Annotated in this window: 14 protein-coding genes; 7 read left to right on the top strand and 7 right to left on the bottom strand. The window is 74.5% G+C overall.

The annotated features are described in order from the left end of the window. Positions 1–165 precede the first annotated feature (165 nt). From ABZ484_RS12085 to ABZ484_RS12070, 4 genes are all read right to left on the bottom strand, one after another. Positions 166–1,536: an FtsX-like permease family protein gene (locus ABZ484_RS12085; protein WP_358865787.1), complete on the bottom strand. Its 1,371-nt coding sequence runs from the start codon at positions 1,534–1,536 to the stop codon at positions 166–168. Continuing rightward, on the bottom strand, positions 1,533–2,237 hold the full coding sequence (locus tag ABZ484_RS12080) for an ABC transporter ATP-binding protein (RefSeq protein ID WP_358865786.1): 705 nt from the start codon (positions 2,235–2,237) through the stop codon (positions 1,533–1,535). The genes ABZ484_RS12085 and ABZ484_RS12080 overlap by 4 nt, the downstream gene beginning before the upstream one ends. Beyond that, positions 2,234–2,776 carry a PadR family transcriptional regulator gene (locus ABZ484_RS12075; protein ID WP_358865785.1) on the bottom strand — a complete coding sequence of 181 codons (543 nt, stop codon included), beginning with the start codon at positions 2,774–2,776 and terminating at the stop codon, positions 2,234–2,236. Before ABZ484_RS12075 ends, ABZ484_RS12080 begins: the two co-directional genes overlap by 4 nt. Positions 2,777–2,885: 109 nt before the next feature. Then, positions 2,886–6,113: a beta-N-acetylglucosaminidase domain-containing protein gene (locus ABZ484_RS12070; protein WP_358865784.1), complete on the bottom strand. Its 3,228-nt coding sequence runs from the start codon at positions 6,111–6,113 to the stop codon at positions 2,886–2,888. A 230-nt stretch (positions 6,114–6,343) separates the two neighbouring features. Between ABZ484_RS12070 and ABZ484_RS12065 the strand changes: the two genes are divergently transcribed. The 3 genes from ABZ484_RS12065 to ABZ484_RS12055 are packed head-to-tail and all read left to right on the top strand — an operon-like array spanning position 6,344 to position 9,405. Then, a complete protein-coding gene (locus ABZ484_RS12065; protein ID WP_358865783.1) occupies positions 6,344–6,616 on the top strand; it encodes a hypothetical protein in 273 nt (90 codons plus the stop codon). An 18-nt stretch (positions 6,617–6,634) separates the two neighbouring features. Then, positions 6,635–9,094, top strand: coding sequence for a 4-alpha-glucanotransferase (gene malQ / locus ABZ484_RS12060; protein WP_358865782.1), 2,460 nt, complete (start codon positions 6,635–6,637; stop codon positions 9,092–9,094). A gap of 47 nt (positions 9,095–9,141) precedes the next feature. After that, entirely contained in the window at positions 9,142–9,405 is a 264-nt protein-coding gene (locus ABZ484_RS12055; protein WP_358865781.1) for a hypothetical protein, read from the top strand. 201 nt (positions 9,406–9,606) lie between these two features. Here the strand turns inward: ABZ484_RS12055 and ABZ484_RS12050 are convergent, their stop codons facing one another. After that, positions 9,607–10,173, bottom strand: coding sequence for a TetR family transcriptional regulator (locus tag ABZ484_RS12050; RefSeq protein ID WP_358865780.1), 567 nt, complete (start codon positions 10,171–10,173; stop codon positions 9,607–9,609). A 142-nt stretch (positions 10,174–10,315) separates the two neighbouring features. Between ABZ484_RS12050 and ABZ484_RS12045 the strand changes: the two genes are divergently transcribed. Next, positions 10,316–11,779 carry an FAD-dependent monooxygenase gene (locus ABZ484_RS12045; RefSeq protein ID WP_358865779.1) on the top strand — a complete coding sequence of 488 codons (1,464 nt, stop codon included), beginning with the start codon at positions 10,316–10,318 and terminating at the stop codon, positions 11,777–11,779. Positions 11,780–11,905: 126 nt separating this feature from the next. Here the strand turns inward: ABZ484_RS12045 and pepN are convergent, their stop codons facing one another. Next, positions 11,906–14,485, bottom strand: a complete 2,580-nt coding sequence (pepN, locus tag ABZ484_RS12040) for an aminopeptidase N (protein ID WP_358865778.1) — start codon at positions 14,483–14,485, stop codon at positions 11,906–11,908. A gap of 112 nt (positions 14,486–14,597) precedes the next feature. Between pepN and ABZ484_RS12035 the strand changes: the two genes are divergently transcribed. Then, complete coding sequence (locus ABZ484_RS12035) at positions 14,598–15,116, top strand: DUF1203 domain-containing protein (protein WP_358865777.1); 519 nt, start codon at positions 14,598–14,600, stop codon at positions 15,114–15,116. A 61-nt stretch (positions 15,117–15,177) separates the two neighbouring features. Here ABZ484_RS12035 and ABZ484_RS12030 read toward each other — a convergent pair whose 3' ends face one another. Continuing rightward, complete coding sequence (locus tag ABZ484_RS12030) at positions 15,178–16,194, bottom strand: aspartate-semialdehyde dehydrogenase (protein WP_358865776.1); 1,017 nt, start codon at positions 16,192–16,194, stop codon at positions 15,178–15,180. Positions 16,195–16,542: 348 nt separating this feature from the next. Here ABZ484_RS12030 and ABZ484_RS12025 point away from each other — a divergent pair, with 348 nt between their 5' ends. Then, positions 16,543–17,076 (top strand): sigma-70 family RNA polymerase sigma factor, encoded by a 534-nt coding sequence (locus ABZ484_RS12025; protein ID WP_358865775.1) that lies wholly within the window; start codon positions 16,543–16,545, stop codon positions 17,074–17,076. Position 17,077: 1 nt separating this feature from the next. Then, complete coding sequence (locus ABZ484_RS12020) at positions 17,078–17,950, top strand: hypothetical protein (protein WP_358865774.1); 873 nt, start codon at positions 17,078–17,080, stop codon at positions 17,948–17,950. The last annotated feature ends 49 nt before the right edge of the window (positions 17,951–17,999 follow it).

The raw sequence follows: 17,999 nt of genomic DNA, 5'->3' as shown, positions 1-17,999 counted from the left end.
GCGTTGTCGTCGGTTGCCGACTCCCCCACGCTCGAACGAGCTCGCGCGGGGGCACCCCCATCGCGTCGCCGCCCTCCTCCGCCTTGCATCTGGACGCACCAGCCCCCGCTCACCTGGGTCGATCGGCGCCGCCGTTCACCTGCACCTTGTTCCGCCGGACAGGCCCTAGGCGTACCGCAGCTCCCCCGGCCGTACCGAGCGTCGCAGCAGCGGCAGGGTGGCCGCGGTGGCCAGCAGGCAGGCGGCGTACACACCGGCCGGGACCAGCAGGGCCGCGTACGGCACCGGCCAGCCGGTGGAGCCGTCGGGTGCCACCCGGGCGTAGGCCATGCCGATGGCCAGCCCTCCCGCGCCCGCCATCAGGATGGCCGGGGCCAGCGGCAGCGCGGTCTCCAGCAGCAGTGCCCGGGCGAGCACCGCCCGCGGCACCCCGGCGGCGACCTGGGCGGCCAGGCCCCGGCGCCGGGTGGTGGCGGACTCGGCGGTGCCGACGGCGAGCGCGACGAGGACGAACACCAGGGCGAGCCCGATCGCCGCGGCCGTCAGGTTCACGCCGGTGGTGTAGAAGGCCATGTCGGTCGCGAGCGAACCCTTGCGGCGCTTCTCCTCCAAGTCGGCCAGCAGCACCTGCCGTACCCCCACGAATCCGGTTCCGACGACCGTGACCAGCAGCACCGCCGCATGCGCACGGGCCGCCGCCCACGGGTCGTCCAGCAGCCGCCCGGCCGCGATCAGAACCGCGGGGGAGCCGGTCCGGGCCCCGAGCAGACGCCCGGTCAGCCGGGACAGGGTGCCCGTGAGCCAGACCGCGCCCATACCGATCGCCGACACGGCCGCGAGCACCACGAGCGGCGTGAGGTCATGGCGCGATCCGGTGGCACCGGCGGACGTACTGGCCACGGCGAGCGGCGCCGCCACGACCACGACCAGCAGCGCGCCGAGGAACGTCAGCCCCGGCCCCCGCCCGGTCCGGGTCCGGCCGCGCCGCACCCGGCCGAGCGGCGAGGTCACCACCCGGCGCAGCGCCAGCACCCCGGCCGCCGTACCCAGCACCGGCACGCCCACCGCGACCAGCGTGATCCCGGCCCAGGCCAGGGCCGGCGGCCGCTGCCACACACCCGCCTGCACCGGCACCGCCACCGCGGTGGCGAGCACCGAGCCCAGCAGACAGGCCAGGCCCGTCTCCAGCGCGACGATCCGCCGGACCCGGCCCGGCTCCGCGCCCGCCAGCCGCAGCGCGGCCGCGCGCCGGTCCCGGTGCACCGCTCCGATCCGGGTGCACTGGCCGAGGAAGCCGAGCACGGGGACCAGCAGGAGCGACAGCGCGACGATCACCCCGGAGCGCTCACCGGGGTCGTCCAGCAGGCCGTGGCCGAAGGAGAAGGAGTAGTGCCCGCGCACCGAGGCGAGCACGGCCGCCGCAAGCCCCAGCCCCGCCGCGCACATCGCCCCCGACGCCGTGAGCGCGATCCGCCACCACTCCTGCCGGTCGGATCCCCGTACGAGCAGCCAGGCCAGCCGCAGATCGGTCCTCACGCGCGCACCTCCAGCCCCGTCGTCACGCCGTCCTGCGTCACGCCGTCCTCCAGTCGCACCTCACGGTCCGCGTACGCCGCCACCTGGGCGTCGTGCGTGACCACCAGCACCGCGGCGCCCGTCTCGCGGGCCGTGCGCGCCAGCGCCGTCATCACCTGCTCGCTCGCCAGCGAGTCCAGCGCCCCGGTCGGCTCGTCCGCGAAGACGACCCTCGGGCCGGTCACCAGCGCCCGCGCCAGCGCCACCCGCTGCGCCTGGCCGCCGCTCAGCTCCCCCGGCCGCAGTCCCCGCCGTTCCCCCGCGCCGAACCGTTCCAGCCAGTCGGCCGCCCGTTCCTGGGCCGCCCCCCGCGCGGTCCCGGCCAGCATCAGCGGCAGTGCCACGTTGTCCAGGGCCGTCAGCTCCGGGATCAGCTGGCCGAACTGGAACACCACGCCGAACTCGGTGCGGCGCAGCTCGCTCAGCCGCCGCTCGGGCAGGGTGTCGAGGCGCTCCCCGGCGTACGTCACCGAACCCTCGTCCGGGGAGGCGATGCCCGCGAGGCAGTGCAGCAGCGTGGACTTCCCGCTGCCGCTCGGGCCGGTCACGGCGACGATCTCGCCCGCGCCGAGCTCCAGGCCGGCCCCGCGCAGCGCCGGGGTCCTGCCGTGCGCCTTGACGAGGTCACGGGCCACCACAAGGGGCTCCGGTCGGTTGCTCATGCTCGGTCGGCCTCCACGGTCACAGCGGTCAGAGTGGTCAGCCGGGCCTGGGTGGTGGTCATCCAGCGCAGGTCGGCGTCGAGGTGGTTGAGGGCGTAGTCCGCGGCCAGCACGGTCGCCAGCTCGGTGCCCGTAGCGGTCTTGAGCGCGGTCAGCTCCCGCATCCGCTCCATGTGGGCGGCGCGCTGTGCGAGCAGATGGGCGGCCGGGTCGCCGTCGGTGAGGATCGCGACGACGACCTTGGCGAAGATCTCGTTCGTCACGAACGGCGCGGGCGGGGTGACCTGTCCGGCCCAGTCGGCCGCTTCCCGGGCGCCGTCCTCGGTGAGGCGGTACAGCGTCCGCTCCGGTCCGCCGTCGGCGTCCGTGCCGGCCACCTCCGCGAGACCGTCGCGGACCAGTCGTTGCAAGGTCGTGTACACCTGCCCGTAGGCCAGCGGGCGGGCCTGCGGGAAGTGGTCGTCGTGGCGTCGCTTGAGGTCGTAGCCATGGCTCGGACCGTTGGCGAGCAGGCCCAGCAGGATGTGTCGGGTGCTCATGGCGATCAGTATGTACTGCGTACATGTACTGAGTGAATAGTGGCGCGGGAAATCAGCCGAAAACCCGGAAGGGACCGAGGGAACTCCCGTGCCGCCTGCCGCGCACGCCTCAGTGCGCCACCGCGTACGCCTCCACCGACCACAGTGAATAGCCGTACCGGGTGGCCCGCTGCACGCCCTGGACGCGGACGAAGCGCACGTCCCGCTCGTCCATCCGCACCGTCTCCCGGCCGCCCCGGCCGTCCGTCACCGAGGCGGCTGTGCGCCAGCGGCGGCCGTCCGCGGAGACCTGGATCCGGTAGGCCGACGCGTACGCGTCCTGCCAGTGCAGGACCACCTGGCCCAGCCGCACCGGACGGGCCAGCTCCACCTGCCACCAGGCGCCGTCGTCGACGGGCGACGACCAACGTGTGCCCGGGTCCCCGTCGTTGGCGGCGGACGCCGGGAAGTCGGGCGTCTCGTCGCCGGACGAACGCGCGGTTCCGGTACGGGCCACGTCGCCTCCGGCGGTGCGCGGGAAGGCGCGGACGGTGAGGGTGCGGGTGACTCCGGCGAAGGTGACGCGGACGTCGTAGGACCGGGTGGGCGCGGTGGGCGGCATGGTCACCTCGACGGGTACGTCGACCTCGGTGCCGCGCGGCACCGTCAGCGCGGCGGCCGGGACGTGGACCTCGATGCCCTCGGGAGCCTCCACGGTGACCCTGCCGTGCACGTCCGCGGGTCCGTGCGCGGCCAGCCGGGCGGTCAGCCGCTCGGTGCCGCCGATCTCCGCGTCCGTCCGCGGGCGCGGCAGCTCCAGACCGGCGGCGGGCGTGTCGGCGAACCACGGGACCACATGACGGACCCGCGAGGACGCGGGGCCGGTGACGCGGACGGCGTCGACGGGCGTGCCGGCGGCCGGGCCGGCGACGGCCGGCGGACGCGTCCACGCGCCCGACACCGGGCCCGAGGACGGCGGCCGGGGCGGCCAGAGGGCCGGAGGCCGCGTCGCGGGGCCGGTGGGTGCGCTGCCGCCGGTGGCCGGGAGCTGTCCGACCGTCAGTTCCGTGGCGCCCCGGTCCGCCAGCGCGCCGACGCGCTGCCAGCCCCTTCCGGGGACATGCGCCTCGACGGTCCCGCCGGTCCCGGGGTCCGCCAGCACGGTCACGGCGCCGAGGGGACGGGGGCGCGGCAGCCGCACCACCGCACGGCCGTCCTCGCTCCCGGTCCGCTCGCCGGCGGTCGCCTGCCCGGTCAGGCCCGCCCAGGCCTCGTACGCCTGCCGCGCCCGGTCGAGGAAGGGATCCAGCACGCCCTTGCCGACCGTCACCCCGGCGCGCCCGGCCTCGTCCCGCAGCCGGCCGAGCGTGCGGTACGCCGCCCAGGCGCCGGCCGCGTCGCCCGTGCGCTGGGCGCGCAGCATGTCGAGCGCGGCCGTGCCCGCCGCGCCGTAGCGGGCCAACTGCTCCGACCACGGGGCCACTTCCGCGGCGAGGCCACCGTCCGCGGCGAGGCCACCGTCCGCGGCGAGGCCACGGTTCGCGGCGAGGCCACGGTTCGCGGCGAGGCCATGGTTCGCGGCGAGCGCGCCGGGGGTCCGGGCCATCTCGGTGAAGGCGGCGCGCAGCCGCTCCTCGGCCGCCTCGTTCGCCGCGCGGTCCGTCGTCGTGCGCGCCCGCCACAGGGCCGCGATCAGCGGGCGCAGATACGCCGACTCGGTGCCGCCGAGCACCGAGGAAGCGTCGTTCCCGGCCAGCGCCGACAGGGCCCGCTCCCGCCGTGCGTCGCCCGCCGCCAGGTCGGCGATCGCCGCCCGCCAGGACTCCTGCGGACGGTAGTCGCGCGGGTTCCAGGCGTAGTCGGCCGCGGTGAACAGCGGGATGCGGGAGGCCTCGGCCTGCTGCATGGCGTTGGCGAGCAGGGCGGCCGAGCCGTTCGCGACCGCCGGCTCCCGGCCGGTGTAGGGGCCGAGGAAGATCCGGTCCTCGGCGTAGTCGTTCACCGGGTAGTTGTCCATGGTCACCAGCGGATGCCCGAACGCCTCGCGGGCCTCGGCGAGTTCGCCGCCCGTGATGGTCCGGGGCACCACGCCCACCCCCGTCCAGGCCACCTGCACCGACTCGTCCAGCTCACCGGCCAGCGCCCGCCGGTAGGGGGTGGTCCCGTCCTCGTAGAACTCGGTCGGCATCAACGACAGCGGCACCGCGCCCGGGTGGCGTTCCGTCAGGTGCCGGGCGACCGCGTTCGCGACCCGCGTCTGGGCGCGTGCCGCCGCCTCGGGGCCGGACCCGAACCGGTCCGGGTCCGCGCCGCAGTGCCACTCGCTGTAGCTGACGTCCTGGAACTGGAGCTGGAAGGCCCTGAAGCCCAGCGCCCACATCGCGTCCAGCTTGCGGGTGAGCGCCCGTACGTCGGCGTCGGAGGCGAAGCACAGGGACTGGCCGGGCGCCACCGCCCAGGCGAGCGTGACGTGGTTGCGGCGCGCCCGCTCGGCCAGCTCGCGGAAGTCCGCCCGCTGCGCCGCCGGGTACGGCTCACGCCACCGGTCCTGGCGGTAGAGGTCGTCGCCGGGGGCGTACAGGTAGCGGTTCTGCTTGGTGCGGCCCATGAAGTCGAGCTGCGCGAGCCGCTGTTCGTGCGTCCACGGGGTGCCGTAGAAGCCCTCGGTGGTGCCGCGCACGGCGGAGCCGGGCCAGTCCCGGACCGAGACTCCGGGGATCGTGCCGTCGGCGCGGACCAGCTGCCGCAGCGTCTGCACGGCGTGGAACAGGCCGTCCTCGCCGGCACCGGTGAGGGTGACGGCGGCGGCGCTCCCGGTGGACGCGTGAGCGCGGTCGTGGCCGACGGTGAGGAGGTAGCCGCCGGAGGGGAGCGCGCGGCGCGGATCGCCGTGCGGCCGGTCGGTGCGGGCCCGGACCACCAGGGCGCCCGCCGGGACCGGATCCGCCTCGCCGAGCTCCGTGACCGTCCGCGCTCCGGCGCCGCGCAGCAGCGCGCGCAGCGCGTCGAGGGCGTACGGGTCCGCCGCCGGACCGGCGACCAGGGCGACCCGCTCGGTCACCGTGACCGCGCCGCCCGTGGTGCGCAGGGACTGCGGGCGGGGCCAGACGGCGACGCCCCGGGAGGCGGAGACGGGGGAGGCGCTCGTGCCGGTGCCGATTCCGGTCCCCGTGCCGGTGCCTGTGTCGGTCCCCGTGTTGGTGCTGATGCCGGTGCCGGTGGTGTCCGGGGTGGTGCCGGTGTCGGGGCTGGTGCCCGGGGCCGGTGGCGCCGCCACGGCCGCCGGCGCGGCCGCGAGGGTCCCGGCGACGACGGCGAACGCGAGTGCGAACGCCCCCTTTCCGCGCCGAACCTGCACGGCCCCTCCTTCGTCGCTCGGATTCCCACACGGCGGTGTCGAGGAGTGTCGAGCCCACCACTCGGCGGGGACGGGTGTCAATGAGAGTGGCCGCTGTGCCGAGTTTGCCCCACCCTGGAGGAAGCGGAATGTGACCAGCGGCATGTCGTTCGGCGTTGTACGTCTGCCGTCGCGTGCACTGGGTAGGGCTGCGGTGACCCGCACTGTGCCGCACTCGACGAGGAGACCCCGTGTCCGCACCCGCTCACCTTCTGCTCCCGGCCCTGTCCGACACGGCCCTGTCCAAACCTTCGGCGGAACCGGTTCCGTGCCCGGGGCCGCCCGCCGACGATCCCCACCTGGACGTGTTCAGCGCGGAGGGCGCCCGAGCCGAGCCGCCGCTGACCAGCGAGCCGCCGCTGCCCGACGCCGAGCCGCTGACCAGCGAGCCGCCGCTCTCCGAGGCCGCGCCCCTGACCAGCGAGTCCGCCGCCGACCCGGACCCCAGCGGCGCGGAGTACTAGGAGTTGCAGGAGTTATGGATGACAGCGCCACGGTCGGCCCAGCCCCCGGACGATGAGCTGACCCGGCTCGCCGTGCTGCACGGCGTCGCCACCTCCTACAGCCCCTCGCCGGGCCGTACGGTGGCCGCCTCCGCCGCCGCGGTCGTCGCGGCCCTGGCCGCCCTGGACGTCGACGCGAGCACGCCCGAGGCCACCCGCGCCGCACTCACCGCCCGCGAACGGCACATGGCGCAGCGACTGCTCCCGCCCACGGTGGTCCGCTGGAACGACGAGGACGGGCCAGGGAGCCGGGACACGGACGTCCCCGGCGGCCAGGACACCGGCGACTCCGGCGACTCCGGCGACACCGACGACTCCGACGATTCCGGTGACGCCGGAGACCTGGACCGTGAGGCGGGCGTACGGGGCCGGGGCGCTCAGGACCGCGACGCCGGCCCCACGGGCCGGAACACGAGCCTGCCCGGCCGGGAGACGAGCTTGCCCGGCCGGGAGACGAGCTTGCCCGGCCGGGAGACGAGCCTCGCCGCCGTTCTCGCCGGGCTGCCGCCCGGGACCCGGTTGCGTGTGGAGACCGAGCAGGGCGAGACCCGCTCCCCGGTGGACCGTGACCTGCCACCGGGCGTCCACCGGCTGACCGCCACCGCCCCCGACGGCCGCACCGGAGAGGCCCATCTGATCGTCGCCCCGCCCCGGCTGCCGACCCCCTCCGGACGCGCCTACGGGCTGCTCGTCCAGCTGTACTCCCTCCTCTCCCACCGTTCCTGGGGCATGGGCGACCTCGGCGACCTGGCCGAGCTGAGCGCCTGGGCGGGGCGTTCGCTGGGCGCCGGGTTCGTCCAGGTCAACCCGCTGCACGCGGCCGTACCCGGCGCACCCACCGATCCCTCCCCCTACCGGCCCTCCTCCCGCCGCTTCCCGGACCCCGTGCACCTGCGCGTCGAGGACGTCCCCGAGTTCGCCTACGTCACGGACGACGCCGACCGCGAGCGCCTGCGCGCTCTGCTGGACCGGGCCGAGCGGCTGCGCGCCTCCGTCCTCGACAAGGGCGCCCTGATCGACCGGGACGCGGTGTGGGAGCTGAAGCGCGAGGCACTGGAACCCGTGCTCCGGGTTCCGCTCGGCCCCGGCCGCCGTGCCGCCTACGCCGACTTCCTCGCCCGGGAGGGCCAGGCACTGGAGGACCACGCCACCTGGTGCGCCCTGGCGGAGACGCACGGCTCGGACTGGAGCCGATGGCCCGAGGGCCTGAGGGACCCGCGCTCCGCCGAGACCGCGCGCGCCCGCGCCGCACTCATGGACCGCGTCGACTTCCACTCCCGCCTCGCCTGGCTCACCGACGCACAGCTCGCCGCCGCCCAGCGCACCGCCCGCGAGGCCGGCATGCCGATCGGGATCGTGCACGACCTCGCCGTCGGCGTGCACCCCGGCGGCGCCGACGCCTGGGCGCAGCAGGACCACTTCGCGGCCGGCATGTCGGTCGGCGCCCCACCGGACGCCTTCAACGCGCGCGGCCAGGACTGGGGCCTGCCCCCCTGGCGCCCCGACCGCCTCGCCGAATCGGGCTACGCGCCCTTCCGCCGCCTGCTGCGCGCCCTCTTCCACTACGCGGGCGCCCTGCGCATCGACCATGTGATGGGCCTGTTCCGGCTGTGGTGGGTGCCGCAGGGCCGCCCGCCCACGGAGGGCACGTACGTCCGCTACGACGCCGAGGCCATGCTCGCGATCCTGGTGCTGGAGGCCGCGCGGGCGGGCTCCGTGGTGATCGGAGAGGACCTGGGTACCGTCGAGCCCGGCGTACGCGAAGCCCTGGACCGGCGCGGGGTGCTCGGCACGTCCGTGCTGTGGTTCGAACGGGACTGGGAGGGCGACGGTCGCCCACTGCCGCCCGAACGCTGGCGGGCCGACTGCCTGGCCACCGCCACCACCCACGACCTGCCGTCCACAGCCGCCCGTCTCACCGGCGAGCACGTCGAGCTGCGCCACCGCCTCGGCCTGCTCACCCGCCCGCTGGAGCAGGAGCGGGCGGAGGCCGCCGCGGACACCGGCGAGTGGCTGGCGCTGCTGACGGCACTGGGGCTGCTGCGGGGGACGGGCGGCGGCCACTGCGCGGCCGACGAGGAGGCGGAGATCCAGGCCGTCCACCGCTTCCTGCTGCACACCCCCGCCCGCATGATCGGCCTCTGGCTGCCGGACACCGTCGGCGACCGCCGCCCGCAGAACCTCCCCGGCACCTGGGACCAGTACCCGAACTGGCGTCTGCCCGTCGCCGACGCCGAGGGCCGTCCGCTGACCCTGGAGGACCTGGCCGCCTCCCCCCGCCTGCACGCCCTGACGGACGTGCTGCGGGCGGGGGTGCGGGGAGAGGGGACGGGAGGAGCAGGGGGAGCGGGAGGAGCGGGAGGAGCGGGAGGAGCGGGAGGAGGAGGGGAAGAGGACCGCGCGGGGGCGGGCGAGGGGGACTCACGGAGCAGCGCATAGGGCACCCCGGACGCGCGCCGCGTTCCGGCGTTCGCTACGTTGGCACCGTGGACAAGAAGAACGCCCTGCGCGCCGGCACCCTGGCGGCCGGTACGACGCTGATGATGCTGCTCATGTCGTCCCCCGCGCTCGCGGTGGCCCGCGACGACGGTGACGACCCCGGCCCGGGGCTGAGCGTCGCCGAGACGCTGGGCATCTTCGTCGGTATCCCGATCGTGCTGTTCCTGGTCATCGCGGGCCTGGTCATGGTCCTGGACAAGTCCCGCAAGCAGGAGACCGGCCATGACGTGAACGTCCGGGCCAAGGCCTGACCGAGGACCCACCGGGTTCTCCGCCTCTCCGCTTTCTCCGCCGAGGGCGCCACCCCGCCTACGTACGCACCGCCGTACGTTGGGCGAGGGGGCGCCCTCGACGCGTTTCCGGGCGCACGGGCCTCGCAACCCGGCGGGTCTCCGGGAGCACGGGCCTCGCAACCCGGCGGGTGTCCGGGAGCGCGCGGCTGCCGGCGGCTGTCAGGGGTGGGGTGCGATCAGGTACCGCTGCACCGTGGGCGCCAGCCAGGCGAGGATCTCCTCGCTCGCGAGGGCGACGACGGCCGGAATGCGCAGCACATAGCGGGTGAGGGCGAGCCCCAGCAGCTGCGAGACGACCAGCGCGGCCCGCTGGGGCACCTGCTCGGGGTCGGGGCACACCGCCTGGGCGACCGGCAGCAGCTGCTCCCTGAACACCTTCTGCAACCGCTCGGCGCCGGCCGGGTTGGTGACGCCGACGCGCAGGATCGCGGTGAGTTCCCCGTTCTCCTCCCACAGCCGCAGGAAGTGCGACACCAGCGCCCGGCCGACCTCCTCGCGGGGCAGCGCGGCGACGTCCGGCAGGCGCAGGTCGGGGGAGACGACCGCCGCGAACAGGCCCTCCTTGTTGCCGTAGTACCGCATGACCATCGACGGGTCGATCTTCGCGTCCCTGGCGATCGCCCGGATGGTGGCCCGCTCGTACCCGTCGGCGGCGAACCGGGCGCGGGCGGCGTCGAGGATCGCGTGACGGGTGGCGTCGGAGCGGCGCGGAGGGTTCACAGGCATGCCAACGATCGTAGGCCAACATCTGTTGGCCAACAAGTGTTGACCTGTGCGAGCCCCGGGCCTAGTCTTGCCAACAAGCGTTGACCCACAAATGTTGACCCACAAGCGTTGGCCAACACGCGTTGACACCCAGGAGGCCACCATGACCGGCACCACGGGAAACACCGCCCCCACCCCTCCCACCGTCATCGTCGTCGGCGCCGGCCCCACCGGTCTCCTCCTGGCGGGCGACCTCGCAGCCGCCGGGGTCCGCGTCACCCTCGTCGAGAAGCGCCCGCACCGGATCAGCAACCTCTCCCGCGCCTTCGTCCTGCACGCCCGCAGCCTCGAACAACTGGACGCCCGGGGACTGGCCGACGATCTGGAGGCCGTCGGCCGCCCCCTCGGCCGGCTGCGGCTCTTCGGCCGGCTCTCCATCGACCTCACCGCCCTGCCCTCCCGGTTCAACCACGTGCTCGTCCTCCCGCAATACGAGGTGGAGGAGGTCCTGGAGCGGCGCGCGGTCAAGGCCGGTGTGGACTTCCGCCACGAGACCGAGGTGACGGGGCTGACCCAGGACGCGGACGGCGTCACCGTCGAGGTCCAGGGCCCCGACGGAAGCACCGAGCCGCTGCGGGCGGCGTACCTCGTCGGCGCCGACGGGATGCGCAGCCGGGTGCGCGAGGCGATCGGCCTGCCGTTCCCGGGGCACTCGGTGATCCGCTCCGTGGTGCTCGCGGACGTGCGGCTCGCCGAGCCGCCCGAGACCCTGCTGACCGTGAACGCCGCCGGGGACGCCTTCGCGTTCCTCGCGCCCTTCGGCGACGGCTACCACCGCGTGATCTGCTGGCACCGCGGCCGGAACGTCCCCGACCACGCGCCCGTCGACCTCGACGAGGTCAAGGAGATCACCCGGCTCGCCCTCGGCCGCGACTTCGGCATGCACGACGCCCGCTGGATGTCCCGCTTCCACAGCGACGAGCGCCAGGCCCCCGCCTACCGGGTCGGCCGGGTCCTCCTCGCCGGCGACGCCGCCCACGTCCACAGCCCGGCTGGCGGCCAGGGCATGAACACCGGTCTCCAGGACGCGGCCAACCTCGGCTGGAAGCTGGTCCAGGTCGTCACCGGCCACGCCCCCGAGGCGCTCCTCGACACCTACCAGGCCGAACGCCACCCGGTCGGCAGGGCCGTCCTGCGCAGCAGCGGCGGCATCGTCCGCCTCGCCATGGCCAAACGCCCCTGGACCCTGGCCCTGCGCGCCGCCCTGGTCGGCTTCCTCGGCATCTGCGGCCCGGCTCGTCGCAAGGCGGCCGGGCAGATCACCGGCGTCGGCTTCCACTACGCCGCCCCCCGCGGCTCCCACCGCCTCGTCGGCGCCCGCGTCCCGGACCTCGCCCTCGCCGGCGGCGGCCGGCTCTACGAGGCCCTGCGCGGCGGGCGGTTCGTGCTGGTGGCGCCGCGCGCCCACGAGGTCGGGCCGGAGCGCGCCGCCCGGCTGACCGCGGCGCGCTGGGCGAGCGACCGCCGCACCGCCCTGCTGGTCCGCCCCGACGGCTACGTGGCCTGGGCCGCGGACTCGGCCGACGACGACGCGATCGAGGCCGCGCTCGCCACCCACGTGGGCTGAAGTGCCGTACGGCGACGGGCAGTACGCCGACGGGCAGTACGCCGAGGGGCAGTACGCCGAGGGGTGCCCGGTGCTCGACCGGGCGCCCCTCGTCGCCGTACGTACAGGTGCCCGCAGGGCCGGGCGTCAGCCGGCCGCCGCGTCCGCCGCCTGGGCCTTCAGCGCCCGCTCGACGCCCGCCCGCGACTCCGACACCAGCCGGCGCAGGGCCGCGTTCGGCTCGGCGGAGGCGAGCCACTCGTCGGTCCTGCGCAGAGTGTCCTCGGACACCTGGATCGCCGGGTAGAAGCCGAGCGCGATCTGCTGGGCGATCTCGTGGGAGCGGGAGTCCCAGATGTCCTTGACCACCTCGAAGTACCGCTCGGCGTACGGCGCCAGCAGCTCACGCTGGTCGGTCTGGACGAAGCCCGCGATGACCGCCTCCTGGACGGCGTTCGGCAGCTTGTCGGAGTCGATGACGGACGCCCAGGCGTCCGCCTTGGCCTCCGGCGTCGGGCGGGCCGCCCGCGCGGTGGCCGCGTGCCGCTCACCGGCCGCCGTCTTGTCCCGGGCGTACTCGCCCGCGATCTCCGGCTCGTCGAACCGGCCGACCGCCGCGAGCCGCTCCACGAACGCCCAGCGCAGCTCGGTGTCCACCGCCAGGCCCTCGATCGACTGCGAGCCGTCCAGCAGGCCCTCCAGCAGGTCAAGCTGCTCCGGCGTGCGGGCCGTCGCCGCGAAGGCGCGCGCCCATGCCAGCTGGTGGTCGCCGCCGCCCTCGGCCGCGCGCAGATGGGCCAGCGTGGCCTCCGTCCAGCGGGCGAGCAGGGCGTCGCGGGCGGCCGGGTCGGCGTACAGCTCGATCGCCAGCTTCACCTGGCGGTGCAGCGACTGCACCACGCCGATGTCGGACTCCTTGGAGATCCCGGACAGCACCAGCGACAGGTAGTCGCGGGTGGCCAGCTCCGCGTCCCGGGTCATGTCCCAGGCCGACGCCCAGCACAGCGCGCGCGGCAGAGACGACTCGAAGTCGCCCAGGTGCTCGGTGACGAAGGCCAGCGACCGCTCGTCCAGGCGGACCTTGGCGTACGACAGGTCGTCGTCGTTGAGCAGGACGACCGCCGGGCGGCGCCGGCCCGTCAGCTGCGGCACGGCGGTGAGCTCGCCGTCCACGTCCAGCTCGATCCGGCCGTCGGCGGCGCGCACCAGCTTGCCGCTCGCCTCGTCGAGGTCGTACAGGCCGACGGCGATCCGGTGCGGGCGCAGCGTGGGCTCGCCCTTGGCGCCGGCGGGCAGGGCGGGGGCCTCCTGACGGATGGCGAAGGAGGTGATCGTGCCCTCGGCGTCCGTCTCGATCTCCGGCCGCAGGACGTTGATCCCGGCCGTCTCCAGCCACTTCTTCGACCAGGTCTTCAGATCGCGGCCGGAGGTCTCCTCCAGGGCGCCCAGCAGGTCGCTCAGGCGCGTGTTGCCGTAGGCGTGCCGCTTGAAGTACGCCTGCACGCCCCGGAAGAACTCGTCCATCCCGACATACGCCACCAACTGCTTGAGCACGCTGGCGCCCTTGGCGTAGGTGATGCCGTCGAAGTTGACGAGGACGTCGTCCAGGTCGCGGATCTCCGCCATGATCGGGTGCGTGGACGGCAGCTGGTCCTGCCGGTACGCCCAGGTCTTCATGGAGTTGGCGAACGTCGTCCACGAGTGCGGCCAGCGCGAGCCCGGCGCGTGCGCCTGGCAGGCGATGGAGGTGTAGGTGGCGAACGACTCGTTCAGCCACAGGTCGTTCCACCACTCCATGGTGACCAGGTCGCCGAACCACATGTGGGCCAGCTCGTGCAGGATGGTCTCCGCGCGCATCTCGTACGCCGCGTCGGTCACCTTGGAGCGGAAGACGTACTGGTCGCGGATGGTCACCGCGCCCGCGTTCTCCATCGCGCCCGCGTTGAACTCCGGGACGAACAGCTGGTCGTACTTCTCGAACGGGTAGGCGTAGTCGAACTTCTCCTGGAACCAGTCGAAGCCCTGCCGGGTGACCTCGAAGATCGCGTCCGCGTCGAGGAACTCGGCGAGCGAGGGCCGGCAGTAGATGCCGAGCGGCACGGACTGCCCGTCCTTCTCGTACACGCTGTGCACCGAGTGGTACGGGCCGACGATCAGCGCCGTGACGTACGTCGAGATGCGCGGCGTCGGCTCGAACACCCAGACGTTGTCCCGGGGCTCGGGGGTCGGCGAGTTCGACACGACCGTCCAGCCCTCGGGGGCTTTCACGGTGAACTGGAAGGTGGCCTTCAGGTCCGGCTGCTCGAAGGAGGCGAAGACCCGGCGGGCGTCGGGCACCTCGAACTGCGTGTACAGGTAGGCCTGGTCGTCCACGGGGTCGACGAAGCGGTGCAGGCCCTCACCGGTGTTGGTGTACGCGCAGTCGGCGACGACCCGCAGGATGTTGCGGCCCTCGAGCAGGCCCGGCAGGGTGATCCGGGAGTCCTTGAAGACCTCGTCCGGGTCGAGCGCGTCGCCGTTGAGGGTCACCTCGTGGACGGTCGGCGCGACCAGGTCGATGAAGGAGGCGCCGCCGCTCTCGGCGACGTCGAAGCGCACCGTGGTCACGGACCGGTAGGTGCCGCCCTCCTGCGCGCCGGAGAGGTCGAGATCGATCTCGTACGAGTCAACGGTGAGCAGCTTCGCCCGCTGCTGTGCCTCTTCGCGAGTCAGGTTTGTGCCAGGCACGCGGTCATCTCCTCGTGGTGTGTCGGTGCGGTCATCCTTCCACGGCCCCTGCGCGGAAGGCGATGTCCGGATACCGCCGGTGAAAGGACCCTAAGGGCGCGAGCCTGGAGGCATGAGGACCACCACGACCACCACGACCACCACGACGACCACGTACCCGGCACGGCCCATCGCCCCCGCCGTCCTGAAGGAACTGCGGGAGCGCGACGACGCCGGGCGGGCGATGCGGCCGTTCGCCGACACCGAGGGCGGCGCGCCCCTGCGCTGCTGCCTGCGCAGGAGCGAGCCGGGGGAGCGGATCGCGCTCGTGTCGTACGCGCCCCTGCGCCGCTGGGCGAGCCGGACCGGGGCCACGCCGGGGGCGTACGACGAACAGGGCCCGGTGTTCATCCACGCGGAGGACTGCCCGGGGCCGGACGGCGGCGGACTCCCCTTCACCAACGCCCACCGCACCGTCCGCCGCTACTCGGCCGACGGCCGCATCCTCGGCGGCCGGCTGGTCGAGGGGGACCCCGCCGCGTTCGAGACGGCCCTCGCGGAAGCGTTCGACGACCCGGCCGTGGCACTGGTCCACGTCCGGGCCGTCGAGTACGGCTGCTTCCTCTACGAGGTGCGCAGGGACCGGCCCTGAGGCAGGGACCAGCCTGAGGCAGGGGCCGGCCGTGAGGCAGGGACCGGCCCCGAGGCACGGGCTAGCCCTTGAGTTCCGCCGCCACCAGCTCCGCGAGCTGCACCGCGTTCAGGGCCGCGCCCTTGCGGAGGTTGTCGTTGGAGATGAACAGGGCCAGGCCGTTGTCCACCGTCTCGTCGCGGCGGACACGGCCGACGTAGGCCGGGTCCTGGCCGGCCGCCTGGAGCGGGGTCGGGATGTCGGAGAGGGCGACACCGGGGGCTCCGGCCAGCAGCTCGGTCGCGCGCTGCGGGCTGATCGGGCGGGCGAAGCGGGCGTTGACCTGGAGGGAGTGGCCGGAGAAGACCGGCACGCGCACACAGGTGCCGGAGACCTTCAGCTCCGGGATCTCCAGGATCTTGCGCGACTCGTTGCGCAGCTTCTGCTCCTCGTCCGTCTCGTTCAGACCGTCGTCGACGAGGTTGCCCGCGAACGGCAGCACGTTGAAGGCGATCGGGCGCTTGTAGACGGACGGCTCGGGGAAGTCCACCGCCGCGCCGTCGTGGGTCAGCTTGTCGGCGTCCGCGACGACCTTCTGCGTCTGCCCGTGCAGCTCGGCCACGCCCGCCAGACCCGAGCCGGACACCGCCTGGTAGGTGGCGACGACCAGCGCCTCGAGCCCCGCCTCCTCGTGCAGCGGCTTCAGCACGGGCATCGCGGCCATCGTGGTGCAGTTCGGGTTGGCGATGATGCCCTTGGGGCGGTTCGCGATCGCGTGCGGGTTGACCTCGGCCACCACCAGCGGCACGTCCGGGTCCCGGCGCCAGGCCGAGGAGTTGTCGATCACCACGGCGCCCTGGGAGGCGACCTTCTCGGCCAGCGCCTTCGAGGTCGCGCCGCCCGCCGAGAACAGCACGATGTCCAGGCCGGTGTAGTCGGCCCGGGAGGCGTCCTCCACCGTCACGCCGTCGAGGATCGTCCCCGCCGAGCGGGCCGAGGCGAACAGGCGCAGCTCGGTGACCGGGAAGTCGCGTTCGGTGAGGATCCTGCGCATGACCGTGCCGACCTGACCGGTGGCTCCGACGATTCCGACCCTCACGGTGACTCCCTCTGGTGTGCTGTGCGTGCGTATGCGCTCGGCCGAGGCCTTTCCATGATGCGGCCGACCCCGGTCCACGTGTCCAATTCTTTGCGTGCCGCGCCCGAGGAATGGGACGAGCCCGCCCGTCCCTCGGTCACGGTCCTACGGCGCCCGCCCCGTCCGAACTGGAGAAATTCACCCGGCGAGGCCCCCGCGCCGCAAGCTGTGCTGTCCCGTGTCTGCCCGGCCGTCCCCGGCGCATACGGCGGTGTGACGTACGCCTCGTGACCGTCGGCGCCGAACGTTCCGGGCGGCTGTGGCGTCGTAGGGGAGACGCGTGGACGCGAGGGCGGGAGGGGAGGGCTTGTGCTGCGCAGAAGAGCGCGCCGCGGCCGGGAGACGGACCACGGCGGTGACGATCCGCTGGACGCGGCCCAGGAACGCCGGGTGCGGGCGGTGCTCGCGCTCGGCGGGGTGCCGCAGACGGACCTGCCGGACGGGGTGCAGCAGGTCCGTCTGCGGCTGCTGGAGCGCACCGCGAGCGGCCAGGAGCCGCCGCGGGACGTGTCGGCGTGGGCGGCGGTCGTCGCCTCCAACCTCGCCATGGACTGGCACCGCGCCAAGCGCCGCCAGGAACGCCTCGGCGAGCGGCTGGCCTCGCTGCGGCAGGGGGAACACCCCTCGGGCGAGGACACCAGGCTGCTGTCCCTCGCCGTCGCCCAGGGCCTGGACGAGCTGCCCGAGTCCCAGCGCCAGGTGCTGGTCCTGCGCTTCTACGCCGACCTGCCCGTACGGACGATCGCCGAACAGCTCGGCGTCCCCGAGGGCACGGTCAAGAGCCGGCTGCACACCGCCGTCCGCGCCCTGCGCGAACGGCTGCACGAGGACGAGGTGGTGTGACATGCCCGCCGAACGCACACGGGCCGGCGACCCGTGCGAGCCGGACCCCCTGCTGGCCGCGATCCTGGACGAACCACCGGCCTCCTCGGACGCCGGCTACCTGACCGAGTACCACGCGGCCCGCACCGACCTCACCGAACTCCGCCGCCGGCTCACGTCCATCGCGGACACGCTCATCGGCGCGGAGACCGGCGCGGAGACCGGCGCGGACATCGGCGCGGATTCCGGCGCGGATTCCGATGCGGACCCGGTGCCGCGTTCCGGCAGCGGCGCGCCCGGCGGCCGTCGCCCGGCCGGCGGTCACGGGACCACGGCCGGCGGGCGGGCGGCGGATGGGCCGCCGGGGCCGCCGGGGCGGCCGGGTGCGTCCCGCCGGGCGCGGCGGGGGCGGAGGGCCGTGGTGGGCTCCCTGTTCGCGGTTCTTGTCGTCTGCGGGGTGTTCGGGCTGGGCTGGCTTCTGGCATTGAGCGGGACCGGGGCCGGCTCGGCCGGCGGGGCCGCCGATGCCGAGAGCGGTGACGCGAAGGTCACCGCCGGGGGGTACGTGGCGTGCGCCCGGCTGATCGTCGAGGGCACGGTCACCCGGGTCGAGCCCGAGCCCGGCACCGGGCAGGACCGGATCGGGCTCACCGTGGAGCGCCGGTACAAGCCTCGGACGGGACCCGGCCAGGTCACGTTCCTGATGGACCACGACGTCTCGCCCCGCCTGCGGACCGGCGACCGGGTTCTCGTCGCCATCCCGAGGCATGCGAGCAGCCCGGACATCTGGAGCACGGGCGAGCAGGGGATCGCCCGGGACCGCGCCTGGATCCTGGAAGGGCTCGAGGAGTCCCGCACGCTCACGTGCGACCAGGGTGACGGGTCGTCCGACTGACGAAGGGCGGGCGCCCGCCGGCATCGGCGAGCGCCCGCCCGGGCCGTGT

This window comes from Streptomyces sp. NPDC006393 (genome assembly GCF_040628575.1).
GTDB lineage: Bacteria > Actinomycetota > Actinomycetes > Streptomycetales > Streptomycetaceae > Streptomyces.
The sequence above is the reverse complement of the archived record's forward strand: the minus strand, read 5'-3'. Positions and strand labels throughout refer to the sequence as shown.